The sequence below is a fragment of the Acinetobacter sp. A1 genome, assembly GCF_012371315.1.
Classification (GTDB): Bacteria; Pseudomonadota; Gammaproteobacteria; order Pseudomonadales; family Moraxellaceae; genus Acinetobacter.
Map to the genome: position 1 here is coordinate 15,236 of NZ_JAAZQY010000014.1, position 19,325 is coordinate 34,560.

Annotated in this window: 22 protein-coding genes; 7 read left to right on the forward strand and 15 right to left on the reverse strand. The window is 40.1% G+C overall.

Going from position 1 to position 19,325, the window contains the following annotated elements:
* Window positions 1–42: 42 nt before the first annotated feature.
* The 4 genes from HHA41_RS06860 to HHA41_RS06875 form a co-directional block, all read right to left on the reverse strand.
* The gene (locus HHA41_RS06860) at window positions 43–786 is read right to left on the reverse strand and encodes an SDR family oxidoreductase (protein ID WP_168461111.1); all 744 of its coding nucleotides are present in this window, start codon (window positions 784–786) and stop codon (window positions 43–45) included.
* A 13-nt stretch (window positions 787–799) separates the two neighbouring features.
* Window positions 800–1,498 (reverse strand): histidine phosphatase family protein, encoded by a 699-nt coding sequence (locus HHA41_RS06865; protein ID WP_168418295.1) that lies wholly within the window; start codon window positions 1,496–1,498, stop codon window positions 800–802.
* On the reverse strand, window positions 1,495–2,616 hold the full coding sequence (locus HHA41_RS06870; protein WP_168461112.1) for a phosphotransferase family protein: 1,122 nt from the start codon (window positions 2,614–2,616) through the stop codon (window positions 1,495–1,497). The genes HHA41_RS06865 and HHA41_RS06870 overlap by 4 nt, the downstream gene beginning before the upstream one ends.
* Window positions 2,617–2,747: 131 nt before the next feature.
* Complete coding sequence (locus HHA41_RS06875) at window positions 2,748–3,989, reverse strand: acyl-CoA dehydrogenase family protein (RefSeq protein WP_168418293.1); 1,242 nt, start codon at window positions 3,987–3,989, stop codon at window positions 2,748–2,750.
* A gap of 93 nt (window positions 3,990–4,082) precedes the next feature.
* On the opposite strand from HHA41_RS06875, the gene HHA41_RS06880 reads away from it, so the two are divergent.
* Window positions 4,083–5,000 (forward strand): LysR family transcriptional regulator, encoded by a 918-nt coding sequence (locus HHA41_RS06880; RefSeq protein WP_168418292.1) that lies wholly within the window; start codon window positions 4,083–4,085, stop codon window positions 4,998–5,000.
* A gap of 51 nt (window positions 5,001–5,051) precedes the next feature.
* Here the strand turns inward: HHA41_RS06880 and HHA41_RS06885 are convergent, their stop codons facing one another.
* Entirely contained in the window at window positions 5,052–6,032 is a 981-nt protein-coding gene (locus HHA41_RS06885; protein WP_168461113.1) for a helix-turn-helix domain-containing protein, read from the reverse strand.
* Between the two features lie 111 nt (window positions 6,033–6,143).
* Here HHA41_RS06885 and HHA41_RS06890 point away from each other — a divergent pair, with 111 nt between their 5' ends.
* A complete protein-coding gene (locus tag HHA41_RS06890; protein WP_168461114.1) occupies window positions 6,144–7,931 on the forward strand; it encodes an acyl-CoA dehydrogenase in 1,788 nt (595 codons plus the stop codon).
* Between the two features lie 83 nt (window positions 7,932–8,014).
* Here HHA41_RS06890 and HHA41_RS06895 read toward each other — a convergent pair whose 3' ends face one another.
* The 4 genes from HHA41_RS06895 to HHA41_RS06910 form a co-directional block, all read right to left on the reverse strand.
* Window positions 8,015–8,506 (reverse strand): hypothetical protein, encoded by a 492-nt coding sequence (locus HHA41_RS06895; protein ID WP_168461116.1) that lies wholly within the window; start codon window positions 8,504–8,506, stop codon window positions 8,015–8,017.
* A gap of 246 nt (window positions 8,507–8,752) precedes the next feature.
* Window positions 8,753–8,899, reverse strand: a complete 147-nt coding sequence (locus HHA41_RS06900; protein WP_168461117.1) for a hypothetical protein — start codon at window positions 8,897–8,899, stop codon at window positions 8,753–8,755.
* Between the two features lie 183 nt (window positions 8,900–9,082).
* Window positions 9,083–10,477 carry a class II fumarate hydratase gene (fumC, locus tag HHA41_RS06905; RefSeq protein WP_168461118.1) on the reverse strand — a complete coding sequence of 465 codons (1,395 nt, stop codon included), beginning with the start codon at window positions 10,475–10,477 and terminating at the stop codon, window positions 9,083–9,085.
* Between the two features lie 162 nt (window positions 10,478–10,639).
* On the reverse strand, window positions 10,640–11,644 hold the full coding sequence (locus HHA41_RS06910; protein WP_168461119.1) for an SDR family NAD(P)-dependent oxidoreductase: 1,005 nt from the start codon (window positions 11,642–11,644) through the stop codon (window positions 10,640–10,642).
* 63 nt (window positions 11,645–11,707) lie between these two features.
* Between HHA41_RS06910 and tusD the strand changes: the two genes are divergently transcribed.
* From tusD to HHA41_RS06930, 4 genes are read left to right on the forward strand one after another with little or no spacing between them, the layout of a single operon-like run.
* Window positions 11,708–12,076 (forward strand): sulfurtransferase complex subunit TusD, encoded by a 369-nt coding sequence (tusD, locus tag HHA41_RS06915; protein ID WP_168461121.1) that lies wholly within the window; start codon window positions 11,708–11,710, stop codon window positions 12,074–12,076.
* 44 nt (window positions 12,077–12,120) lie between these two features.
* On the forward strand, window positions 12,121–12,471 hold the full coding sequence (locus tag HHA41_RS06920; protein ID WP_168418284.1) for a hypothetical protein: 351 nt from the start codon (window positions 12,121–12,123) through the stop codon (window positions 12,469–12,471).
* Between the two features lie 32 nt (window positions 12,472–12,503).
* A complete protein-coding gene (locus tag HHA41_RS06925) occupies window positions 12,504–12,788 on the forward strand; it encodes a hypothetical protein (RefSeq protein WP_168461122.1) in 285 nt (94 codons plus the stop codon).
* 57 nt (window positions 12,789–12,845) lie between these two features.
* The gene (locus HHA41_RS06930) at window positions 12,846–13,169 is read left to right on the forward strand and encodes a TusE/DsrC/DsvC family sulfur relay protein (protein ID WP_168418282.1); all 324 of its coding nucleotides are present in this window, start codon (window positions 12,846–12,848) and stop codon (window positions 13,167–13,169) included.
* 54 nt (window positions 13,170–13,223) lie between these two features.
* Here the strand turns inward: HHA41_RS06930 and HHA41_RS06935 are convergent, their stop codons facing one another.
* From HHA41_RS06935 to HHA41_RS06955, 5 genes are all read right to left on the reverse strand, one after another.
* Window positions 13,224–13,721, reverse strand: a complete 498-nt coding sequence (locus HHA41_RS06935; protein WP_168461123.1) for a helix-turn-helix domain-containing protein — start codon at window positions 13,719–13,721, stop codon at window positions 13,224–13,226.
* Window positions 13,722–13,979: 258 nt separating this feature from the next.
* Complete coding sequence (locus HHA41_RS06940) at window positions 13,980–14,423, reverse strand: hypothetical protein (protein WP_228284167.1); 444 nt, start codon at window positions 14,421–14,423, stop codon at window positions 13,980–13,982.
* Window positions 14,413–14,790: a hypothetical protein gene (locus HHA41_RS06945; RefSeq protein ID WP_168461125.1), complete on the reverse strand. Its 378-nt coding sequence runs from the start codon at window positions 14,788–14,790 to the stop codon at window positions 14,413–14,415. Before HHA41_RS06945 ends, HHA41_RS06940 begins: the two co-directional genes overlap by 11 nt.
* A gap of 140 nt (window positions 14,791–14,930) precedes the next feature.
* Entirely contained in the window at window positions 14,931–15,818 is an 888-nt protein-coding gene (locus HHA41_RS06950) for a DMT family transporter (protein ID WP_168461159.1), read from the reverse strand.
* Between the two features lie 205 nt (window positions 15,819–16,023).
* Window positions 16,024–16,176 carry a hypothetical protein gene (locus HHA41_RS06955; RefSeq protein ID WP_168461126.1) on the reverse strand — a complete coding sequence of 51 codons (153 nt, stop codon included), beginning with the start codon at window positions 16,174–16,176 and terminating at the stop codon, window positions 16,024–16,026.
* Between the two features lie 213 nt (window positions 16,177–16,389).
* On the opposite strand from HHA41_RS06955, the gene HHA41_RS06960 reads away from it, so the two are divergent.
* On the forward strand, window positions 16,390–17,820 hold the full coding sequence (locus HHA41_RS06960; RefSeq protein WP_168461127.1) for a PLP-dependent aminotransferase family protein: 1,431 nt from the start codon (window positions 16,390–16,392) through the stop codon (window positions 17,818–17,820).
* Between the two features lie 83 nt (window positions 17,821–17,903).
* On the opposite strand, the gene HHA41_RS06965 is transcribed toward HHA41_RS06960, so the two are convergent.
* A complete protein-coding gene (locus HHA41_RS06965) occupies window positions 17,904–19,253 on the reverse strand; it encodes a DcaP family trimeric outer membrane transporter (protein ID WP_168461128.1) in 1,350 nt (449 codons plus the stop codon).
* Between the last annotated feature and the right edge of the window lie 72 nt (window positions 19,254–19,325).

Here is a 19,325-nt window from a genome sequence, read left to right on the forward strand (position 1 = left end):
TTAAATTTTAGGATGCTAATCTGAAAATCAAAACATCACTGTTTAGCCCAGTTTATTCACCAGTTTTAATGGTAAGACTTTCATGGCTAAACCAAGTGGCAACCATGGCCATTTAGGTACATAAGCCTTAATAGGTGCTTTTTCAATTTCTGCGGCAAGTAAACGTGAACCTGTTTTTTCATCCACCTCAAACGGTAATTTTTTTGCACCTTCGTTAATCTCGGTACGTATATAACCTGGGAAAATTGTGGTGACTTGAATAGGCGTATCAATTAGTTCTGCACGAATACCTTCTGCTAAATGTGCCACTGCAGCTTTACTTGCGCCGTAAGCAGTCAGATGTTTTGGCATACCACGAATGGCACTCATAGATGAAATCATCACCAAATGCCCTGAATTTTGCTCACGGAAAATTTCAACTGCTGCTTCACACTGTGCCAAAGCCGAAATAAAGTTGGTTTCTACCGTAGCTTTGTTGATGGCAAAGTTGCCTTTACCAATGCGACGTCCTTCGCCCACACCTGCATTGACAATAATTCGATCCAACTGTCCAAAGTTTTGTTTAAATTCACGAAATACCTGAAATACTTGATCGTAATTGGTAACGTCCAAACTTTTAGCAATCACACGAATACCATATTGCTGCTCAAGTTCCTGTTTCAATGTTTCTAAACGCTCTAAACGTCGTGCACAAATGGCAAGGTTATAGCCCTTTTGAGCGAATTCACGCGCCATACCTGCGCCAATTCCAGAACTTGCACCTGTAATTAGAATTGTTTTTGTCATGGTTCGATCCTTGTTAAATCCAAGTCAATAAATTTGAGTTTTCAGCTTTAATAAAATGATGTTCATTTAAGCTTAAGAGTTGTGGCTCGCTGCCCACCAAGCGTAAAGTGGTGATGCTTGAGTTGGTAATTGCCCAGTTCAATGCAAAGGTTTTATTAGGCGTTAAGCCCAAAATTTTACCTGCCGCTACAGAAATGACACCACCCGAAGTAAACACAACTGCATAACGTGGCTGCTTTTGTGCCAAGTCGGTACATAAATTTTGTAAGGCATCTTCCACACGTTGTTTGAAATGCGGCCAAGATTCTTCATATTCATGGTGATACTCACCACCTGTCCAGCGCTCAATTGCACCTTCAAAAATCTTTGCCAAATACGCACGAGGATTCACCTCTTTAGCCACATCCTGCTTCATTAGTTCAGGGTGATTAAAACGCGGCTCATACTGCGCAAAGACTTGTTGATGATTAAACTCATTCCAAGCACTGTCAGTTTGAATTTCAACTTCAGGAAAACACTCTGCTAAAGCCAATTGCGCCGTTTGCTGATGACGCTGCATTGAACCAGCAACGACATAAGGCGCTTCTTTTAAAATACGTTCAAAGTAGCGGCCGAGTAATTTGGCCTGTAACTCACCATTAGGCGAAAGTTGGTCATAACTTTCTGCACCAAACGAAGCTTGCCCATGACGAATTAAATAAATAGTGGTCATTTCGGCATGAGTTCCTTAAATTTAGCGATGTATTTTTGCGCCAGTTCATTGGCTTCAATCTTTTGTAAACCAATAAGCTTCAACGCACGAATATGCAAGGCATGAATCACAATCCAGAAGTCTTTAAACGCAGGATTATTGGTTTGTTTGTGGTAATAGCGATAATAAATTTGCTGAGCAATCACGGCTAAACGGAAAATTCCAAATACTTCATAGAAAGTCCAGTTGTCAGTGCTTAATCCAGTTTTTTGCAAATAGTAGTCCACCACTTGCTGACGCGTGAACATGCCTTTTAAATGCGTTGGTTGACGACGAGTGGCTTTAAAAATTTGGTTGTCCGTACCTTCTACCCAATACGCCAAAGCCGAGCCTAAATCCATAAGTGGATCACCCAATGTCGCCATTTCCCAGTCCAGCACGCCAATAACTTGCGTCGGATTTTTGGGGTCTAAAATGACATTATCAAAACGCCAGTCATTATGAATAATACAAGTTTTTGAATCGGCAGGAATATGGTCTAACAACCATTTACGCACATACTTAAAAGATGGCACGTTAATGGTGTGTGCTTTTGCATAGCGAGCATCCCAACCTTCTACCTGACGACGACAATAGCCATCGCCCTTGCCTAATTTTTCAAGCTCTGTCCCCCGATAAGGCACTTGATGCAATTCAATGAGTTTATCAATGACATTCACACAAAGTTCATGCACTTGCGTTTCGTTAAACTCAAGTTCAGGCGGCAATTTAGCTCGTGGAATAATACCTTCAATGCGTTGCATCACGTAAAAATCACAGCCAATTACAGATTCATCCTGACACAAAGCCACCATTTCGGGTAATACAGGATAAAATGGTGCTAAATTCTTTTGCACATGATATTCACGTGCCATGTCGTGGGCAGATTTGGCCTTAGTACCTTTAGGTGGACGACGTAAAATTAAATCGGTATTACTATACTTGAGGCGATAGGTCCAGTTTGATGCACCACCTGAATATTGTGTGACTTCTACGGGTTCAACGACTTCTACATTTTGTTGTTTTAACCATGCCGTGACCGCCTGAATATCGAGCTCTTCGCCATCGCGTACTGTGCCGCCTACATCAATAACTGACATTATTTTTCCCTAATTTTCTATCTTTTTAAATCTAGCATAAATTTTCTGCGTTCTCTTAAGATGTATTGGCAATATCAACAATATTGCCAAATACCATGCAAGAGAAACAGGAAAAAGTGTGCGCTAATGCCTTATTTTTTACGACTGCTACGGTAGCCACGTTTTGCCAACTCGAGTTTAGCAATCATGCCTTTATGTACTTCATCAGGCCCATCGGCAAGACGTAAACTACGGGCTTGGGCAAAGAAACCTGTGAGCGGCGTATCTCTAGACACGCCTGCACCACCATGAATTTGCATGGCCATATCTACCACTTTTTCCAAGACACTTGGTGCAACAACTTTAATTGCGGAAATTTCAGTCAATGCCGCCATATTACCTAAAGTATCCATTTTATAGGCTGCATATAGGGTTAATAAACGCGCCTGATCAATGGCAACACGCGCTTCTGCCACACGTTCCAAATTACCACCAAGTTTTAAAATTTCCTTACCAAATGCGGTACGGCTCATGCCGCGATCGATCATCAATTCTAAAGATTTTTCGGCTGCCCCGATGCAACGCATGCAGTGGTGAATACGGCCTGGCCCTAAACGACCTTGTGCAATTTCAAAACCTTGCCCTGCACCGCCAATAAAGTTTGCGACAGGCACACGCACATTATCAAAACTAACTTCACCATGACCATGAGGTGCGTCATAATCGCCAAATACAGGTAACATGCGCTCAATTTTAACGCCCGCAGTATCTACAGGCACTAAAACCATAGAGTGTTGGTGATGTCGGTCTTTGCTTTCATCAGGGGTATGCGCCATAAAAATAATAATTTTGGCATTTGGATCGCCTAAACCCGAAGACCACCATTTACGACCATTTAAGACAATTTCATCACCATCTACCACAGCTGTCGCCTGCATATTGGTGGCATCACTTGAAGCCACTGCAGGTTCAGTCATACAAAATACTGAACGAATTTTGCCTTCTAGCAGCGGTGTGAGCCATTCTTGTTTCTGTGCTTCAGAACCATAACGCCACAAAACTTCCATATTGCCGCTGTCTGGTGCATTACAGTTAAAAACCGTTGGCGCAATTAAACTGCGACCACTGAGTTCTGCAATGTGTGCATATTCTTGTACCGACAAGCCCTGCCCCAATTCTGGACAAGGTAAAAACATATTGCATAAGCCAGCAGCTTTGGCTTTGGCTTTTAGTTGTTCTAATTGTGATGGCCATTGCCATTTGGTCCAATCACCACCCTGATTCAGCTCATGGACTTCTGCCCAAAATTCGGCTTCAATTGGCTCAATTTCTTGGGCAATAAAGGCTTTGGTACGTTCTATATAGTCTTTGGCACGTGCAGATAGCTCAAACATGGTTCAAATCCCTTAAAATATTGTATTCATTGCTTTACAACACCTTAACTTGAAAACTAATATGAACAAAATGATTTAATTCAATAAAACACTATGAATCATATTCATAATAATGCAAAAATTGATCTTGCTGCTTTTCATCGTTTAGACATCAATTTATACCCAATGTTTGTTGCAATTTATGAACAGCGCAGTATTTCCAAAGCAGCACAAATTTTGTGTATCAGCCAATCTGCTGCCAGTCATGCTTTGCAACGTTTAAGACAGCATTTACAGGATGATTTACTGGTGCGTAATGGCAATAAAATGTTACCTACTCCTTTTGCCGAGCAAATTTATCCCACCATAAAAAATGCCTTGTTGGCCATTCAAAGTATTGCGGTACAAAAACAGCAGTTTGAACCCAATATGCTGCAATCACTTAAAATTGCTGTACATGATGAAATTGAACCGATTATTTTTCCTAAACTGGTGGCGCATTTCCAAAACCTGAATCTAGATATTCAATTTTTTAGCCACAAATTAGAGCGTAAAACGGTTTTGGCAGATTTGGCTGCCCAGCAAATTGATTTTGTCATTGATTTAGAACAAAACTTTGGCGATAAAATCCAGTTTCAATCTTTAGTACAAGATCAATTTGTAGTGTGTAGCCAATTAAATGAAATGACGACGGAACTGTATTTATCATCTGCGCACATTGGGGTTTCATCGCGCCGTACTGGTATGTTGCTTGAAGATATTTATTTGCATCAAAAACAATTATCGCGACAGGTTTTTTTACGTTGTCAGCACTATTCAACAGCCTTACAAATTTTGCAGCAGCATCCCCAAGCGATTTTGACCATACCGGAAATGATCTTAAAACATTTAAGCATCAGCCAAAAACTAAAGATTTTTACCGTTCCTGTAGACCTGCCTTTGATCAATATGGGGATGTATTGGCATAAAGACTTACAGGAAAATTCAAGACATCATTTTTTAAGACAGGAAATTTCTAAAATTTTTGCTTAGGCTATTTTGGTCAATTGGTACTATTAGTGCTTTCCTCTTTTTTTAACCAACTTAAAAATGTCGGCTAAAACGACGGCGATAATCTAAAGGTGTCAGCCCTGTTTTCTTTAAAAATAAACGGCGAAACGAGCTGCTGTCATTGTATCCAACTGCTAGCATAATCTGCTCAACGGTATAGTCGGTTTGTTCTAATTGTTTACGTGCAGCTTCTATACGCATAGCCTGTAAATATTGATTCGGTGCTAAGTCCAATGCTGCTTTAAAACGGCGAATGAGGCTGCGAGTGCTTAGATTGAAATGCTGAGCGACCTCATCTAAATTAAAGTTTTGCGAATAATGCTGTTCTATCCAATTTTGAACTTCCTGCACTAACGCATCTTGATGTGGTTTGGCAATTTTCATTAAGGAGTATGACAACTGGCTGTCACGGCGATAATCAATGACAAAAGATTTTGCAGTCTGAATCGCAACTTCAAAGCCATAAAAACGCTCAATTAAGTGCAAACCTAAATCAAACCATGCTAAGCCCCCTCCTGCACAGTAGATATGATCTGCATGGGTAATCATTCGCTCTACTTTTAATTCAACTAGCGGATAGCGCTGCTTAAAAATAGCTTCAAAACCCCAATGCGTCGTAGCCTGCTTGCCGTTTAGAATTCCCGCTTCAGCCAAGAAGAAATTACCAGTGCAATTTGCCGCAATCATGAAATGCTGCTGCTGTGCGTACTGTAAAAAATTTATCAATTCTGGTGTTCGTTGCAGCACAGACAATAAAGCGGCACCAATGGTTGGTACAACCACAAGGTCTGCATGTTGAATTTCCTGATAGCTAAATTCTGCATACATTTTAATGCCGTTAATGCATTGAATACTTTGCCCTTTGGGACTGGCAATTTTCACTTCAAACAGACGTTCAATCTGCTGGTTTTGAATACGGTTCCAACTGGCACCTGCCAGAGAAAATAAATCAACAATACCTGTAATGGCCGATGCCAAAGCACCATCAAAGGCTAGAATTACCACTTGCTTCATTGTTCTAATTCAATTTGTCACTTTTAGCTGCTTTGATGTCATTATTGACAATCGTCAGCTAATCTAGCAACTGTTATTTTTAACCCCAATATAAAAATATTCGGGTAAACCATGACACAGCTCATCAACGATCAAAATTTAGAATTTATGTTGTATCAGGTATTTAATGCTGAGCAATTGAACTCGTTTGAGCGTTATCAGGAACATGACAAAGTCACTTTTGACAGTATCCTGCATACAGCCAAAGGCATCGCCTGCGATTATTTTGCAGCGCATAACAGCAAAGCTGATCAGCAAGAACCAAGTTTTGATGGAAAAAAGGTAGAAACCATTGCCGAAGTGAAAACTGCATGGCAACAGTTTGCCAACGCAGGTTTGCTCAGTGCACAGCATGATTATGCAGACGGCGGCATGCAATTACCTACGCTCATCAATATGGCTGCAAATGCCTATTTTATGTCAGCCAATCCATCTACAGTGGCCTATTCATTCCTGACTGCTGCCGCAGCCAACGTAATTCAAGCGTTTGGCACAACAGAACAAAAACAGCGCTTTCTTCCACACATGTTCAGTGGCCGTTTTTCTGGCACGATGGCACTGACAGAACCAAACGTTGGCTCATCTTTAGGGGATTTGATCACTAAAGCCATTCCGCAGGCAGATGGCCAATACCTGATTAAAGGCCAAAAAATGTTTATTTCTGGTGGTGATCAAGACATTACCGAAAATATTGTGCATTTGGTTTTGGCACGTATTCAAGATGCACCCCAAGGGGTAAAAGGCATATCCCTATTTATTGTGCCTAAATTCAGAACGCATTTAGATGGTACATTAGCAGAAGCCAATGACGTACAACTTGCCGGCTTATTACACAAAATGGGCTATCGTGGCACAACATCTACCGTACTGAATTTTGGTGAGCAAGATGCTTGCTTAGGCTATTTAATTGGTGAAGCGGGTTCTGGTCTTAAATATATGTTTAAGATGATGAATGAGGCTCGTGTTGGTGTGGGTTTAGGTGCAGCTATGATTGGTTACCGTGGCTATTTGGAATCTTTGGAGTATGCCAAGCAGCGTCCACAGGGTCGTTTAGCGACTGAGAAAAATCCTAACAGCAAGCGTGTTAATATTATTGAACATGCAGATGTAAAACGTATGTTGTTGGCACAAAAGTCTTATGTTGAAGGTAGTTTGGCCTTATGTTTATTTGCTGCACGTTTAATAGATGAACACCAAGCAAATCATGATACTGACAGTGAAATTTTACTGGATTTAATTACCCCTATTGTAAAGTCCTTCCCTTCTGCTTATGGACCTAAAGCGAATGATTTGGCTATTCAGGTTCTAGGTGGTGCGGGCTATACCCGTGATTATCCTATAGAGCAATATTATAGAGATAACCGACTCAACCCAATTCATGAAGGTACTTTTGGTATTCAGTCATTAGATTTACTGGGACGTAAATTATGGCAGCATCAGGGTAAAGGCTTGAGCTTACTCATGCAGCGTATACAGCAAACGCTTACTGAAGTCTCCCATCCTGAAATACAAACCCTGGCCACAATTTTCCGTAATCATTTGGACACTGTCCAAAAGACCACGCAAACTCTTGGTACTGCCTTACAACAAGGCAAAATTCAGGAAGGACTGGCAAATTCGGCCTTATATTTAGATATGATGGGTAAGACTATGATTGCTTGGCTCTGGTTAGAGATGGCTAACAAAGCACATTTGCATTATGCAGCATCTACACACGAGCAAGACCAACACTTTTGGTTAGGGAAATTACAAGCCGCTCGTTATTTTATACGTTGGGAGTTGCCTGAAATAGAGCATCAAGCCAAACTGCTGTGTAGTTTTGATGATAGCTGCTCCACGATGCAAGCAGACTGGTTTTAATTAATTAAAAAGGGATTGTGCTATTTATAGACACAATCCCTGCTTCCTTCACGTTTATATTGAAATTGATATTGAATGAATATTTAAAATTTCGCTTCGAGCACTTTTGCCGAGACTTTGCCTTTCCATAAATCACGCAAAATAGGTAAATAGAATTTTTCACCGACTTCAACTAATTCTGCATCAATCAAGGCATGCGTTTCATGCATGAATAAATAATCCAGTTCCACTGTTTCTAGTTGTGGTTGCGCCTTGGCAAATGCTTTGCGTTTTTGTTGGGCTTGTTTGACTAACTGATCTGCGAAAGTTTTGCTCTTAAATTGACTAATTGCATTTAAACGCAATTCAATTACGCCCCAACCACTAAGCAACAATTTAAATAATGCAAGGTCTGCAGTGGTAGATTCCCAAGTCATTTCTTCTAGGTTTTCATTTTCAGGCAATACAGGAAGCATCAGTTCCATTACGCTTGGGAAAATCTTTTTAAAATTCAGAATAAATTTAACAGGATGCTCACCTGGATAATCTTGAAATTGCACATGTTGCTGAACATCAGTTAAATAAATATCGAACATTGAAAAAACCTTAAATAAGACACCGTTGTTTATCATTTTATCTTAAGTATGTGAAACAACAGCATACTTATAAAAGCATAAACAACAAGGGAGATGCATTTTAGCAACTATAGCATTTAATTCAATGTCGTATTTTTTGACAGCTCACAACAAAGTCTAAATTGAATAAGAAAACCGCCTCTAGGCGGCTTTCATTTAAAAAATATTAGGTACGCAAAATGCGTACTGATCATTCAGCAAGGTAAATTATTTCTGTTCCCTTAACGGATGATCTGGTTCAGCATTGGGCTTTTTCTGTGGCTCAGTGTTTTTATAAAGATCGTGCTTACCTTTATCTTCATTCGACTCTTGATGCGGATTTGACTCCTGCTGTGATGGATTGTTATTGCTCATGTGGTTAGTCCCTTATTTCTGTCTACGTTAAGAAATTAATAAAATGAATCGGGAGCAACATCAATAATGCTTATGTTACCCCTTACCAATCTGCAACAGAGCAACAAAATGATTATAAAAAAGTCTGTATTGACCTAATTTAAGCAAGGCACATACAGACTTTTTAAATACACTCAGCCCCGACTATTTAGCATTTGGCGCAATCATCTGCTCAGGACGCACCACCTCATCAAACTGTTCTGCCGTGACCAAATTCATTTCTACCGCAACTTGTTTTAAGGTTTTATTTTCCTTGTAGGCAGTTTTAGCGACCTTGGCTGCATTTTCATAACCAATCACAGGATTTAATGCTGTGACCAACATGAGTGAGTCATGTAAAAAATGATCTATTTTTTCACGATTGGCTTCAATTCCAATAGCACAATGTTCATTAAAGCTGTTACAAGCATCACCAAGTAATTGAATCGATTGCAACAAGTTATAAGCAATCACGGGCATGAACACATTCAATTCAAAATTACCCGATGCGCCTGCAACATTAATTGTGGTGTCATTACCCAAGACTTGTGCGACTACCATGGTCATGGCTTCACTCTGAGTTGGATTAACCTTGCCTGGCATAATACTTGAGCCAGGTTCATTTTCAGGAATACGCAACTCACCAAAACCACAACGTGGGCCACTGGCCAACCAGCGAATGTCATTGGCTATTTTATTTAAGCTTACCGCCAGTGTTTTTAATGTGCCAGATGCAAACACTGCAGCATCGCGCCCAGCCAAAGCTTCAAATTTATTGGGTGCAGTGATAAACGGCAAACCTGTAAGTTCGGCTAATTGTGCTGCTGCTTTTACTGCGTAATCTGGGTGAGCATTCAACCCCGTACCTACCGCAGTTCCACCAAGTGGTAATTCATATAATCCTGTTAAGGCCTGTTGTAAGCGCTTTAAGCCATGATCAAGCTGAGACACATAACCACTAAACTCCTGCCCTAAGGTTAAAGGTGTGGCATCTTGTAAATGTGTACGACCAATTTTGACAATATCTGAAAACGCTTCACTTTTGGCATGTAGTGTATGCCGTAAGGCTGTTACCGCAGGAATAAGAAGCTCATTCATTTGCAAGCTTGCAGCCACATGAATGGCTGTTGGAAACGAATCATTGGTCGATTGTGCACGGTTAACATGATCATTTGGATGTACTGGCTTTTGTGCACCCAGTGGATTCCCCAGTTTTTGATTGGCAATATTGGCAATGACTTCATTGCAGTTCATATTGCTCTGTGTGCCTGAACCCGTTTGCCAAACCACCAATGGAAATTGGCTGTCCCACTGACCTGCAATTACTTCGTCTGCAGCCCCCACAATATACTGCGCCAACTCCTGAGGAATTTGTCCTAACTCTGCATTCGTGATTGCAGCGGCTTTTTTAACCAAGCCCATGGCTCGAATCATGGGACGTGGCAAACGCTCATGACCAATTTTAAAATTTTGTAAGCTGCGTTGGGTTTGTGCTCCCCACATCGCATCATTGGGAACTTCAACTTCACCCATAGTGTCATGTTCAATACGTGTTTGCATGTTCCGCCTCTTTCCCTAATGATTGTTAGATGATATTAATTTGATCTTACAAAAAGTCCGCCACCCAGTAAATGATAATTATTATCAATAATAGCTTTTGAGAATATTTGCTTTCACGATGCTAACGTATATGTGACCTATCTACCTCGTTCTAAATTCTCTCTAATGCTTCAAGGTATTTTGATAAAACCGCCATTCATCTTCCAGCATTTTTTCCAGACTACGTTTAGGTTGCCAGTTTAGATATTGCTCTGCCTTGTCCAAACTTGCCCCTAATTGATCCAGTTCAGGGTGCTCATAATGAATTGCAGGCATAGTATGGATTTCAGCCTCAGTGACTTGGGCAATTTGCGCCAACAACTGTTTAATTGAAATGACCTCGCCTGCAATATTAAATGCCTCACACGCATGCGTTTGCTGAAATAACCAGTGCAATGTCGCAATAACTGCTTCACAGGCATCTAATACATGCACAAAACTACGTTCTACCGTTTGATCGTCTGTATTGGCTTGTTGACGCAGTTCAATTGCTTCCCGCTGCTGTACCGCGACTTGCATCGCCAAAGGAATAATATTTTTGGGTAGTGGCGCAACAACTTCGCCCAATACTCCATGTTCAAATGCACCAGCAACATTACTCAAGCGCAAAATGGCAATATTCCATTCATTATCGGTTCTAAAGGTATCTCTAATGATTTCTTCAACCATTTGCTGTGATTTTACATAAGGGTTGGCATAGGCATAATTAAAAGGCTGAGTTTCTTCTAAATCCAGTCCTGATTTGCCATAGACTGCCAAACTCGACAAATGCACCAAACGTCGCACACCTGTACGCTGCATAGAGCGCAATAAACTCATAATGCAACTGACATTATCGTTATAATATTCCAGCGGCTTTAACACCGATTCTTCTAAAGATTTAAAGCCCGCACAATGCACCACTGCAGCAATTGAATATTGTTCAAAAACTTTGTTTAAAGCAGGCGTATTGCGTATATCCACTTTGGCAAAAGGCACATAACGCCCTGCAATATATTCAAGTCGCTCTAAAGTTTGCATGCTTGAATTAGATAAATTATCTACAATAATGACCTCTTGCCCTTGAGCCATCAGGCTTAATGCAATGTGTGAGCCTATAAAGCCTAAACCACCAGTCACTAAAATCATTTATACTACCTTTGTCTTTATGAAGTCCAAATGCGCTTAGGCACATTTCATTAGTGAATTTTGATGAGTACCTTATTACTAATAACCTCTGCACCAACCTCCATTCATGCGTGGCATGCACTGGGGCTTGCCCAAGCTTTACAACACAAAAATGAAGCATTTCGTGTGTTTTTCTATCAAGATGGCGTTGCTGTGGCGAACGAATTGCAATGGGTACCTGACGATCAACGCAACCTGAAAACTGAATGGCAAAAATTGGGCATTCGTTTACCAGTATGTGTCAGTGCTGCCCTAGCACGAGGAATCTGCGATGCAGAGAATGCCAAACGCCACCAACTCAGCCAACACAATTTAGCCAAAGGCTTTGAATTAGTAGGCTTGGGCGAATTGGCCGATGCTGTGCAAAGTACAGAACGCCTGATTCAATTCTAAGCAATCTGTTATTAACCATGTGTTGCATTTAAAAGGTAAATTGTGTGAAAACTGTACTCGTTATTTTACGTCAGGCCAATTTAAGCAGTCTGCAAGTCCATGAAAGCTTGTCAGCAACGATGGTTTTGGCCACTTTTGGTTGTGAAGTCAAAGTCTTATTGCAAGACGCTGCCTTGAGTTTGTTGCAATCTGACCTTGCTTTTGACTCGCTACAACACGCCTTTAAGCTTGCGTCCAACTTGGTCGATAGCTTTGAATTTTACGATCTGAGTCCTATTTTGATAGAAAGTAAGCATGCTCAATCGGCTTTTGTACAAAATACACCACATGAAATTGAGTTGGTTGAGCTGAATCGCGCATTGATTCAAAGTTTTGATCGGGTTTTATATTGGTAATTTGCCTTAACTTAAAATGAATCGAGCATCGTATGTCTGAAGCACAGTTATATTTAGTCCAGTCTAGTTTTTCGAGTACACCTGCAGTTTTGGAACAACTCCAAGCGCTCTATGCCCCACAAGATTCTGTAGTTTTAATGGGTGGTGCAGTGCTGCATCAAACTCATGCTATATGTGCAGGTTTAGACAAAATTTATATGTTAGAGCATGATGCACAAATGCTGAATGGTCACTTGGCTGCCAATATACAAGTTTTAGATTATGTCGCTTTTGCAGACCTGTGTTTGGCACAGCAACGCTGTATCAGTTTAAAATAACTGTTTGTAATATTTTACCAAAGACCTAAAAAACGAAGATATAGAGTTTTCGCATTTATGAACCAAAACACGACTCTCGAACTAGACCAAGATGGACATTTATTGGATTACACCATTTGGGATGAACATGTCGCACAACAACTGGCAAATAGTTTAGACCTTGAGTTAACTGCATGGCATTTTCAGGTACTGCAAGCGGTACGTCAGTTTTATCAGCAGTTTGGGCACTCGCCTGCGACTCGACCTTTAATTAAGTTTTTAATGAAAACGGTTGGCCCAGAAATTAACAATGCCGTTTTACAGGAAAAATTTAACACTGGTTTGGTTGCACGTCATTTGAGTCGCTTAGCGGGTATTCCCAAACCTGCCAACTGCTTATAGCATTTTTTATGATTGTTAAATCGAAATAATTGATCGCTTTTTGCCTTTAATGTTCTAGGCTTCTTGCGCATCTTTTAGGTTTTGCTGTGCCTGAATGGCATGATAATACACAGGCGTCAGAAATGGTTTTACCTGTTTGGCATGTAACGCTTCACCACATGCTGAACAGACTAGAATAGGCTCAAACTTTTGGGCACAGGTTTTATGAATATATTCCACAGGTTTGCCTAAGCCTTGATCCATCCATTTATCTGCCCATTTCACCATAGACAGCATTAAGGGATATAACTCTAAACCTTTTTCAGTCAGTTTATATTCAAAACGCTCTTGCCGCTCTACATAAGGGACTTTGACTAAAACGCCATGCTCCACCAAACGCTTTAGACGATCAGATAAAATATGCCGCGTAACCCCTAAATGCTGCTGAAAGTCATCAAAGCGACGCATTCCCATAAAGGCGTTACGTATGATTAGCAATGTCCAACGGTCACCAATAACCGATAAAGTACGTGCAATTGAACACGGTTGATCACCAATTTCATCCCACTTCATCTATAGCCGTCCGTTCTGACTCAATACTTTCAAATTAAAGGATTCTATAAATTTTGCAAAGCAACTTTTGTTCATATACAGATATAAATTTAAGTTTTACTTCACAATACAGCATAAATTAAACACATCATAAAAAAATCCCCAATTTAGGGGATTCAGCGTTATTTCAGCACTAAGCTTACTGATTGATCTATTCTACAACAGCAGATGCAGCTATAAAGCAATGCGAAATAAGACTTTTGGGCAGATTAATAAACCTTACTTCGCTTCTGCACAAAAAACCTGTTCGGTCATACCAGAGGCAGTCAAACTATTATGCTGTTGTTCCAAGTAACGATTGGCCACCATCAGCATGACACTGGCAGGATATAAATCTAGATTGCGTTCTGAAATATCTGCAATATTTTTATAGGCTTGGTAACGTGCACAAAATGCACGCTTTTGCTCACTGGCAGTCGCTTGACTAGCAGGATCATCCAATACCCTTTTACTGTCATTCACCACTTGAGTGTATTGATTCAATAAGACTTGATATTCTTGCTGTGATAAATGGCTGTGATGCTGTATTGCATCACTCGCAGGCTTTGCAGTAGCTGTTTCCGCTGCCTGAAGACTAAAACTCAGACTGGAAAAGCTTAGCAATAGTGCAACACCAATTTTATTCAGTTGCATGATATGCCGTACGCTAAAATTAAGATGCATCGCCTTCTTTCCATACGTCTTCATAGTCATCTGCATCTATCATAAAACGATAGCCTTCTTCCAAAGCTAAATATGGGAGTACATCGGGTAAAATGTCCTGCAATTCACGCACGGTCATGGTTTCAAAGTTAGCATCTTCTTCACCGAGTTCACCACCATAGATATACCAAGCCACTTGCTCATCACCCTCTGCCTTTTTACGCAAGCCGACTATCGGGTCTTTATTTAAGGTTTGTACAGCCACAGCCACCACGTCATCACCACTAACTTCGACATAAGCTGAACCAAATTCTTCGCAAAGTAATTGTTGCTCTTCAATCAATGCTGCCAATGCAGTATTTTTTTGCTTTTGTTGTGGTTTAGACATAGGGCTTTCCTGATCTGATATGCTGAAGTGAAGTCATACGTATTTATAAATAAACTTAGGTTATTCTAGCGAGATTGCGCATAGAGAAAACTTTTATTTTAGGTTTTAGACATTGATTTGATCTGTTGAATGATTGTGCATTAGGCCCAAATCACCAACATTGCTGCAAGCACAACTAATCCCAACCCCCAATGGTCGGTTCGGGCGAGTTTTTCTTTAAAGAAATAGGCAGAAATTAGTAAGCTGAATAATATTTCAATTTGACCAAGTGTTTTGACAATTGCCACTGTTTGCATACTCATCGCACTAAACCAACCCAGTGACGCTAAAAAGCTACAGATACTGACTTTAAAGGTCAGCCCTACACGTTGCCACATCGCATATAAAGTGTGTCGTTTAAAAATGCCTAAATATGCCAATAAAATACAGCATTGAAAACCAATCACCCAAACCAATACCCATGCAGCGCGGTGGATAAAAGGCAAAAAATCAAGTTCTAAACTGGCTTCGCGTACTAAAAGTGAGGTGACGGCAAAACTCAGCCCACTGCCAATTCCAATAGCCAAAGTAGTCAAAGAAAAGTCGCTGCGCTGATTGCCTTTACTGAGTAAAAAAACTGCGATACCACCAATAGCAACACCGAGCCAAGCCAAAGCACTTAAATGTTCCTGTAAGAAAATCACACCGACGATTGCGGCCAGTACCGCTTCACTTTTGGCAAGGCCAACACCGACTGCATAATTTTTCTGTTGGAAAAGTTTGACCATTAAAGCGGTTGCCAATATTTGGCAAATAGCAGCAATAACTATATATAGCCAAAACTTTGAACTGAACTGTAGCTCGACTTGCGCAGGTTGTTGCCATTGCAACAGATTTAAATAAAGCACAGCAAAAGGTAAAGCAAAAATAAAACGTGCGAGCGTAACGCCGTAGACATCAACCGTGGTGCTGAGTTGTTTTTGAAAAGCATTACGCCATGCCTGCATAAAAGCAGCCATTAAGGTAAATAGCACCCAACTAGAAATCATCATCTACCACTAACTTAGATCCGCAGCGCTATAATTTACGCCTATTCAGTTCATTTTGCGATGGCGGATTAACTTTGTAATAGCCGATTACAAGGATTAATTCTGATATTTTTTGAGCAATAAACAAAAAGACATTCATCAATCAATGAATGTCTTTAGCTTAGAATAGAAATAATGACTGAATTAAATGTTCAATACGCAGTCATTAAAACTTATCGGCATTGACCACTAGAGCCACCCCAATACAGAACAAGGCCACATATACGGTAAACCAAATAATCATGTGTTTAAAAGCTTTGTCTGAAATACTGCTATCGGCATATTTCTGCGGTTTGCGTGGTGAATTATCTTCTTGCATATCGACTCCGATCTGACCAGACAAGTGGAATATTTGTATTATCTAAAACTAATGCACACTGCTGTAGATACAAATAATTCATTTAAAACTATAACAGTTAAGTGATCTACCCAGCCCATCTGTTATATAAATACTGATTTATTACATGCTTTAATATTAAAATTAGAGCAAAATACACTTGAAGCAATAACACCTAGCATGCGGAATGTTGCAATGTATAAATCAGAACAACTGGCTTTGAATATTAGGCAACTGATCGAAAATGGTGCATGGAAACCACATAGTAAATTGCCTTCATTGCGAGAACAGTCACACATGAGTGGCTATAGTTTAATGACGGTTTTGAATGCTTATCAGGAACTTGAAGCACAAGGTCTGGTATATGCCAAACAAAAGTCCGGTTTTTATGTCGCAGAGCGTTTTAACTCTCAGCCGGTACATACAGCTAGTAGCTTAAGTCTAAATTCCAACATTCAAATGAACTCTTTGGTATTTCGTTATTTGAAATCCATTCAGTCTGAAGCCGTATGTCCTTTAGGTTCTGCTTTTCCCAATGCAGAATTACTGTTTAATGCCAAATTAATACAAATTTTGGCACAGCATGCCAAGCGAAAAAGTAGCTATTTTAGTCATGACCACATGCCACCTGGACATAACGAATTAAGAAAGATTATTGCTAATCGGTACTGTTTACAAGGCATACCCACACATGCAGATGACATTGTCATTACATCAGGTGCTTTAGATGCTTTAAATTTGTCATTACAAGCCTTAACCAAACCAGGCGATTTTATTTTATTACAAGAAACAATTTTTTATGGTGCTTGGCAAGCTGCAGAGCGCTTAGGCTTACAGGTGATTACCATTCCTGAACATCCTGTTTCAGGTTTGGATATAGCGTCCTTTGAACAAGCATTGAAGCAATATCCAATTAAAGTGTGCTGGCTCATGCTAAATAGTCATAACCCGATTGGCTTTAGTGTGCGTCATGAAATTAAACAGCGTATTGCTGAACTATTAGAAGAATATCAAGTCTATTTAATTGAAGATGATGTCTATCAAGAGCTGTATTACGGTGCGCAAAAACCTCTACCTATGAAATATTTTGATAAAACACAGCGTGTATTGCACTGCTCTTCTTTTTCTAAAACGCTCGGTGCTGCGGTACGCGTGGGCTGGGTCTATGCAGGGCAATTTTCCAATGCAATTCAACATTTGCAATTAATGAGTACAGTTTCAGCAAGTCCTTTACTACAAAATAGTTTGGTCGATTTTCTATCGCATCACCACTATGAAAAGCATGTACGTCTGTTACGTAGTCAGTTGGAAAAGCATAAAAAAGTGTTTTATCAACAACTGAAACAACGTTTAAATCCTGCATGCAAGATTCACTACTATTCTAGTGGTTATTTTTTATGGGTTGAGTTGCCCATAAATTTAGATGGTTACGCAGTTTATCAAGCCTTAATTCAACAACAGATTGGTATTGCACCAAGTCAGTTATTTCGTTCTGAGCACGTTAAACAAAACTTTATCCGTTTAAATTGCTCTTTTGCTTGGACAGCAGAAATTGAACATGCGGTTACTGTACTTGCAGAGGTGATTCAGCAACATATTACGGCACACGAACAACTAGAAATATAACGTGATCTATATGCCATATTTCGCAACAAAAAAGAGCCGAGTTTTTCACTCAGCTCTTTTGAAAGTTTGTATTTAGTTCAAACTTAGAAGTTATAAATGGCAACTGCATTAATTCGGTTGTCTTCACCTGTTTTACTGCCATTAACAGCTTCTAAAGCAGTACGTTCACCATAGACATACTCAAGACCAAAGCTTAATGGTTTACGCGGGCTATAGAAAATATTTGCCCACCCTTGCCATAAATCTTTGTTAATGCTTGTTTTATCTGATGTTGCAGCTATATAGTTAGGGTCTTTATCAAAACTCATATAGCCATAGCCGAGTGTACCGTGAATTTGATCTGTAAATTTTTGGGTAATACCCACCATAATTGAATCAAATTCGCTTTGTGCAGCTATACGACTATCTGCAGTAATGGCACCTTTATCATTTAAAGCGGTTACAGCAACGCCTTTATTGGCAAATGATACAAAGCTGCTATCACCTTTAACATGGTAATAATCTGCTTTAAGGGTTGTGCCAGGGACAACTTCATATTTTGCACCTACGCCCACACCCCATGCCATTTCTTCTTCAGAATTAACACGTTTTTCATGGCCCATAGCACGAACACTAACATTTAAATTATCTGCAAATTGATGATTTAAACGTGCTGTCAATGCAGGTAAACGCTGGCTAATTGTGGCATCTTTAGGGTCTTCAGCTGCTACAACCAAATTAGTTTGTGGACTAAATTTTGTAGTATGACGAACCTGAGGTGTACGTTTTACCGCACCACCTACAAATGCCAATGCATCAATGGTTTCTGGCATATAGTCAGGAATGGCAAAGTTTGACCAAGTTTGACCAATTAACCAGTTGCCATAATTTAAGTAAGCATGACGAATACGTAAATTATCAAAATTAGAACCGCCCAAGAAGTCGACTTCAATTTTACCGTTTACGTCTTGATCACCTACAGGGCTTTTGAAATCCAAACCTAAACGTGTAGCAGAAAGCGTTGATCTTAAACGATCACTACTTTCATTATTGCCTTCTAACGCCACTGCATTAATGTGGTTATATGGCAAATCTCGGCTACTGCCCTCAACCTGATAAGACGCATCTAAACGCACATTACCATATAAGTTAAACTCAGCACCTTTGGCTGTTTTCAGAATCGGACTTGGGCTTGCTGAACTGCGTTGTACATTGGCAATTGCATTTGCTGTTTGCGTATTTTGTACTTTTTGCTGTTCTATCAGACCACGTAAAGCTTGAACTTCCTGTCTAAGTTGCTCAATTTCCGTTTGCTGTTGGGTCTGCGCCTGAGCTGCAACACTCATACCGCCCATACTCAATGCAATCATGCTCATCATGAGCGTGCGCTGCATTGTTGGTCGAACCGTTGTAGATTGAAAATTAAAAGATTGGGTTAATGTTTTCGCGTTCATCCTAAACTCGCTTGTTATTGTGCCATCAAATTCTAGCAACAGATCACCATCGCTTACGATGGCGATCTATAT

Bases quoted from the DNA above. Each gene is read 5' to 3' on its own strand.
- HHA41_RS06875 (WP_168418293.1), bottom strand. From the start codon at position 3,989: ATGTTTGAGCTATCTGCACGTGCCAAAGACTATATAGAACGTACCAAA.
- HHA41_RS06955 (WP_168461126.1), bottom strand. From the start codon at position 16,176: ATGCAAGAAGATAATTCACCACGCAAACCGCAGAAATATGCCGATAGC.
- HHA41_RS06940 (WP_228284167.1), bottom strand. From the start codon at position 14,423: ATGCATCTTAATTTTAGCGTACGGCATATCATGCAACTGAATAAAATT.
- HHA41_RS06950 (WP_168461159.1), bottom strand. From the start codon at position 15,818: ATGATTTCTAGTTGGGTGCTATTTACCTTAATGGCTGCTTTTATGCAG.
- HHA41_RS06860 (WP_168461111.1), bottom strand. From the start codon at position 786: ATGACAAAAACAATTCTAATTACAGGTGCAAGTTCTGGAATTGGCGCA.
- HHA41_RS06965 (WP_168461128.1), bottom strand. From the start codon at position 19,253: ATGAACGCGAAAACATTAACCCAATCTTTTAATTTTCAATCTACAACG.
- HHA41_RS06890 (WP_168461114.1), top strand. From the start codon at position 6,144: ATGACACAGCTCATCAACGATCAAAATTTAGAATTTATGTTGTATCAG.
- HHA41_RS06910 (WP_168461119.1), bottom strand. From the start codon at position 11,644: ATGATTTTAGTGACTGGTGGTTTAGGCTTTATAGGCTCACACATTGCA.
- fumC (WP_168461118.1), bottom strand. From the start codon at position 10,477: ATGCAAACACGTATTGAACATGACACTATGGGTGAAGTTGAAGTTCCC.
- HHA41_RS06935 (WP_168461123.1), bottom strand. From the start codon at position 13,721: ATGAAGTGGGATGAAATTGGTGATCAACCGTGTTCAATTGCACGTACT.
- HHA41_RS06895 (WP_168461116.1), bottom strand. From the start codon at position 8,506: ATGTTCGATATTTATTTAACTGATGTTCAGCAACATGTGCAATTTCAA.
- HHA41_RS06925 (WP_168461122.1), top strand. From the start codon at position 12,504: ATGTCTGAAGCACAGTTATATTTAGTCCAGTCTAGTTTTTCGAGTACA.
- tusD (WP_168461121.1), top strand. From the start codon at position 11,708: ATGAGTACCTTATTACTAATAACCTCTGCACCAACCTCCATTCATGCG.
- HHA41_RS06870 (WP_168461112.1), bottom strand. From the start codon at position 2,616: ATGTCAGTTATTGATGTAGGCGGCACAGTACGCGATGGCGAAGAGCTC.
- HHA41_RS06930 (WP_168418282.1), top strand. From the start codon at position 12,846: ATGAACCAAAACACGACTCTCGAACTAGACCAAGATGGACATTTATTG.
- HHA41_RS06945 (WP_168461125.1), bottom strand. From the start codon at position 14,790: ATGTCTAAACCACAACAAAAGCAAAAAAATACTGCATTGGCAGCATTG.
- HHA41_RS06880 (WP_168418292.1), top strand. From the start codon at position 4,083: ATGAATCATATTCATAATAATGCAAAAATTGATCTTGCTGCTTTTCAT.
- HHA41_RS06885 (WP_168461113.1), bottom strand. From the start codon at position 6,032: ATGAAGCAAGTGGTAATTCTAGCCTTTGATGGTGCTTTGGCATCGGCC.
- HHA41_RS06865 (WP_168418295.1), bottom strand. From the start codon at position 1,498: ATGACCACTATTTATTTAATTCGTCATGGGCAAGCTTCGTTTGGTGCA.
- HHA41_RS06900 (WP_168461117.1), bottom strand. From the start codon at position 8,899: ATGAGCAATAACAATCCATCACAGCAGGAGTCAAATCCGCATCAAGAG.
- HHA41_RS06960 (WP_168461127.1), top strand. From the start codon at position 16,390: ATGTATAAATCAGAACAACTGGCTTTGAATATTAGGCAACTGATCGAA.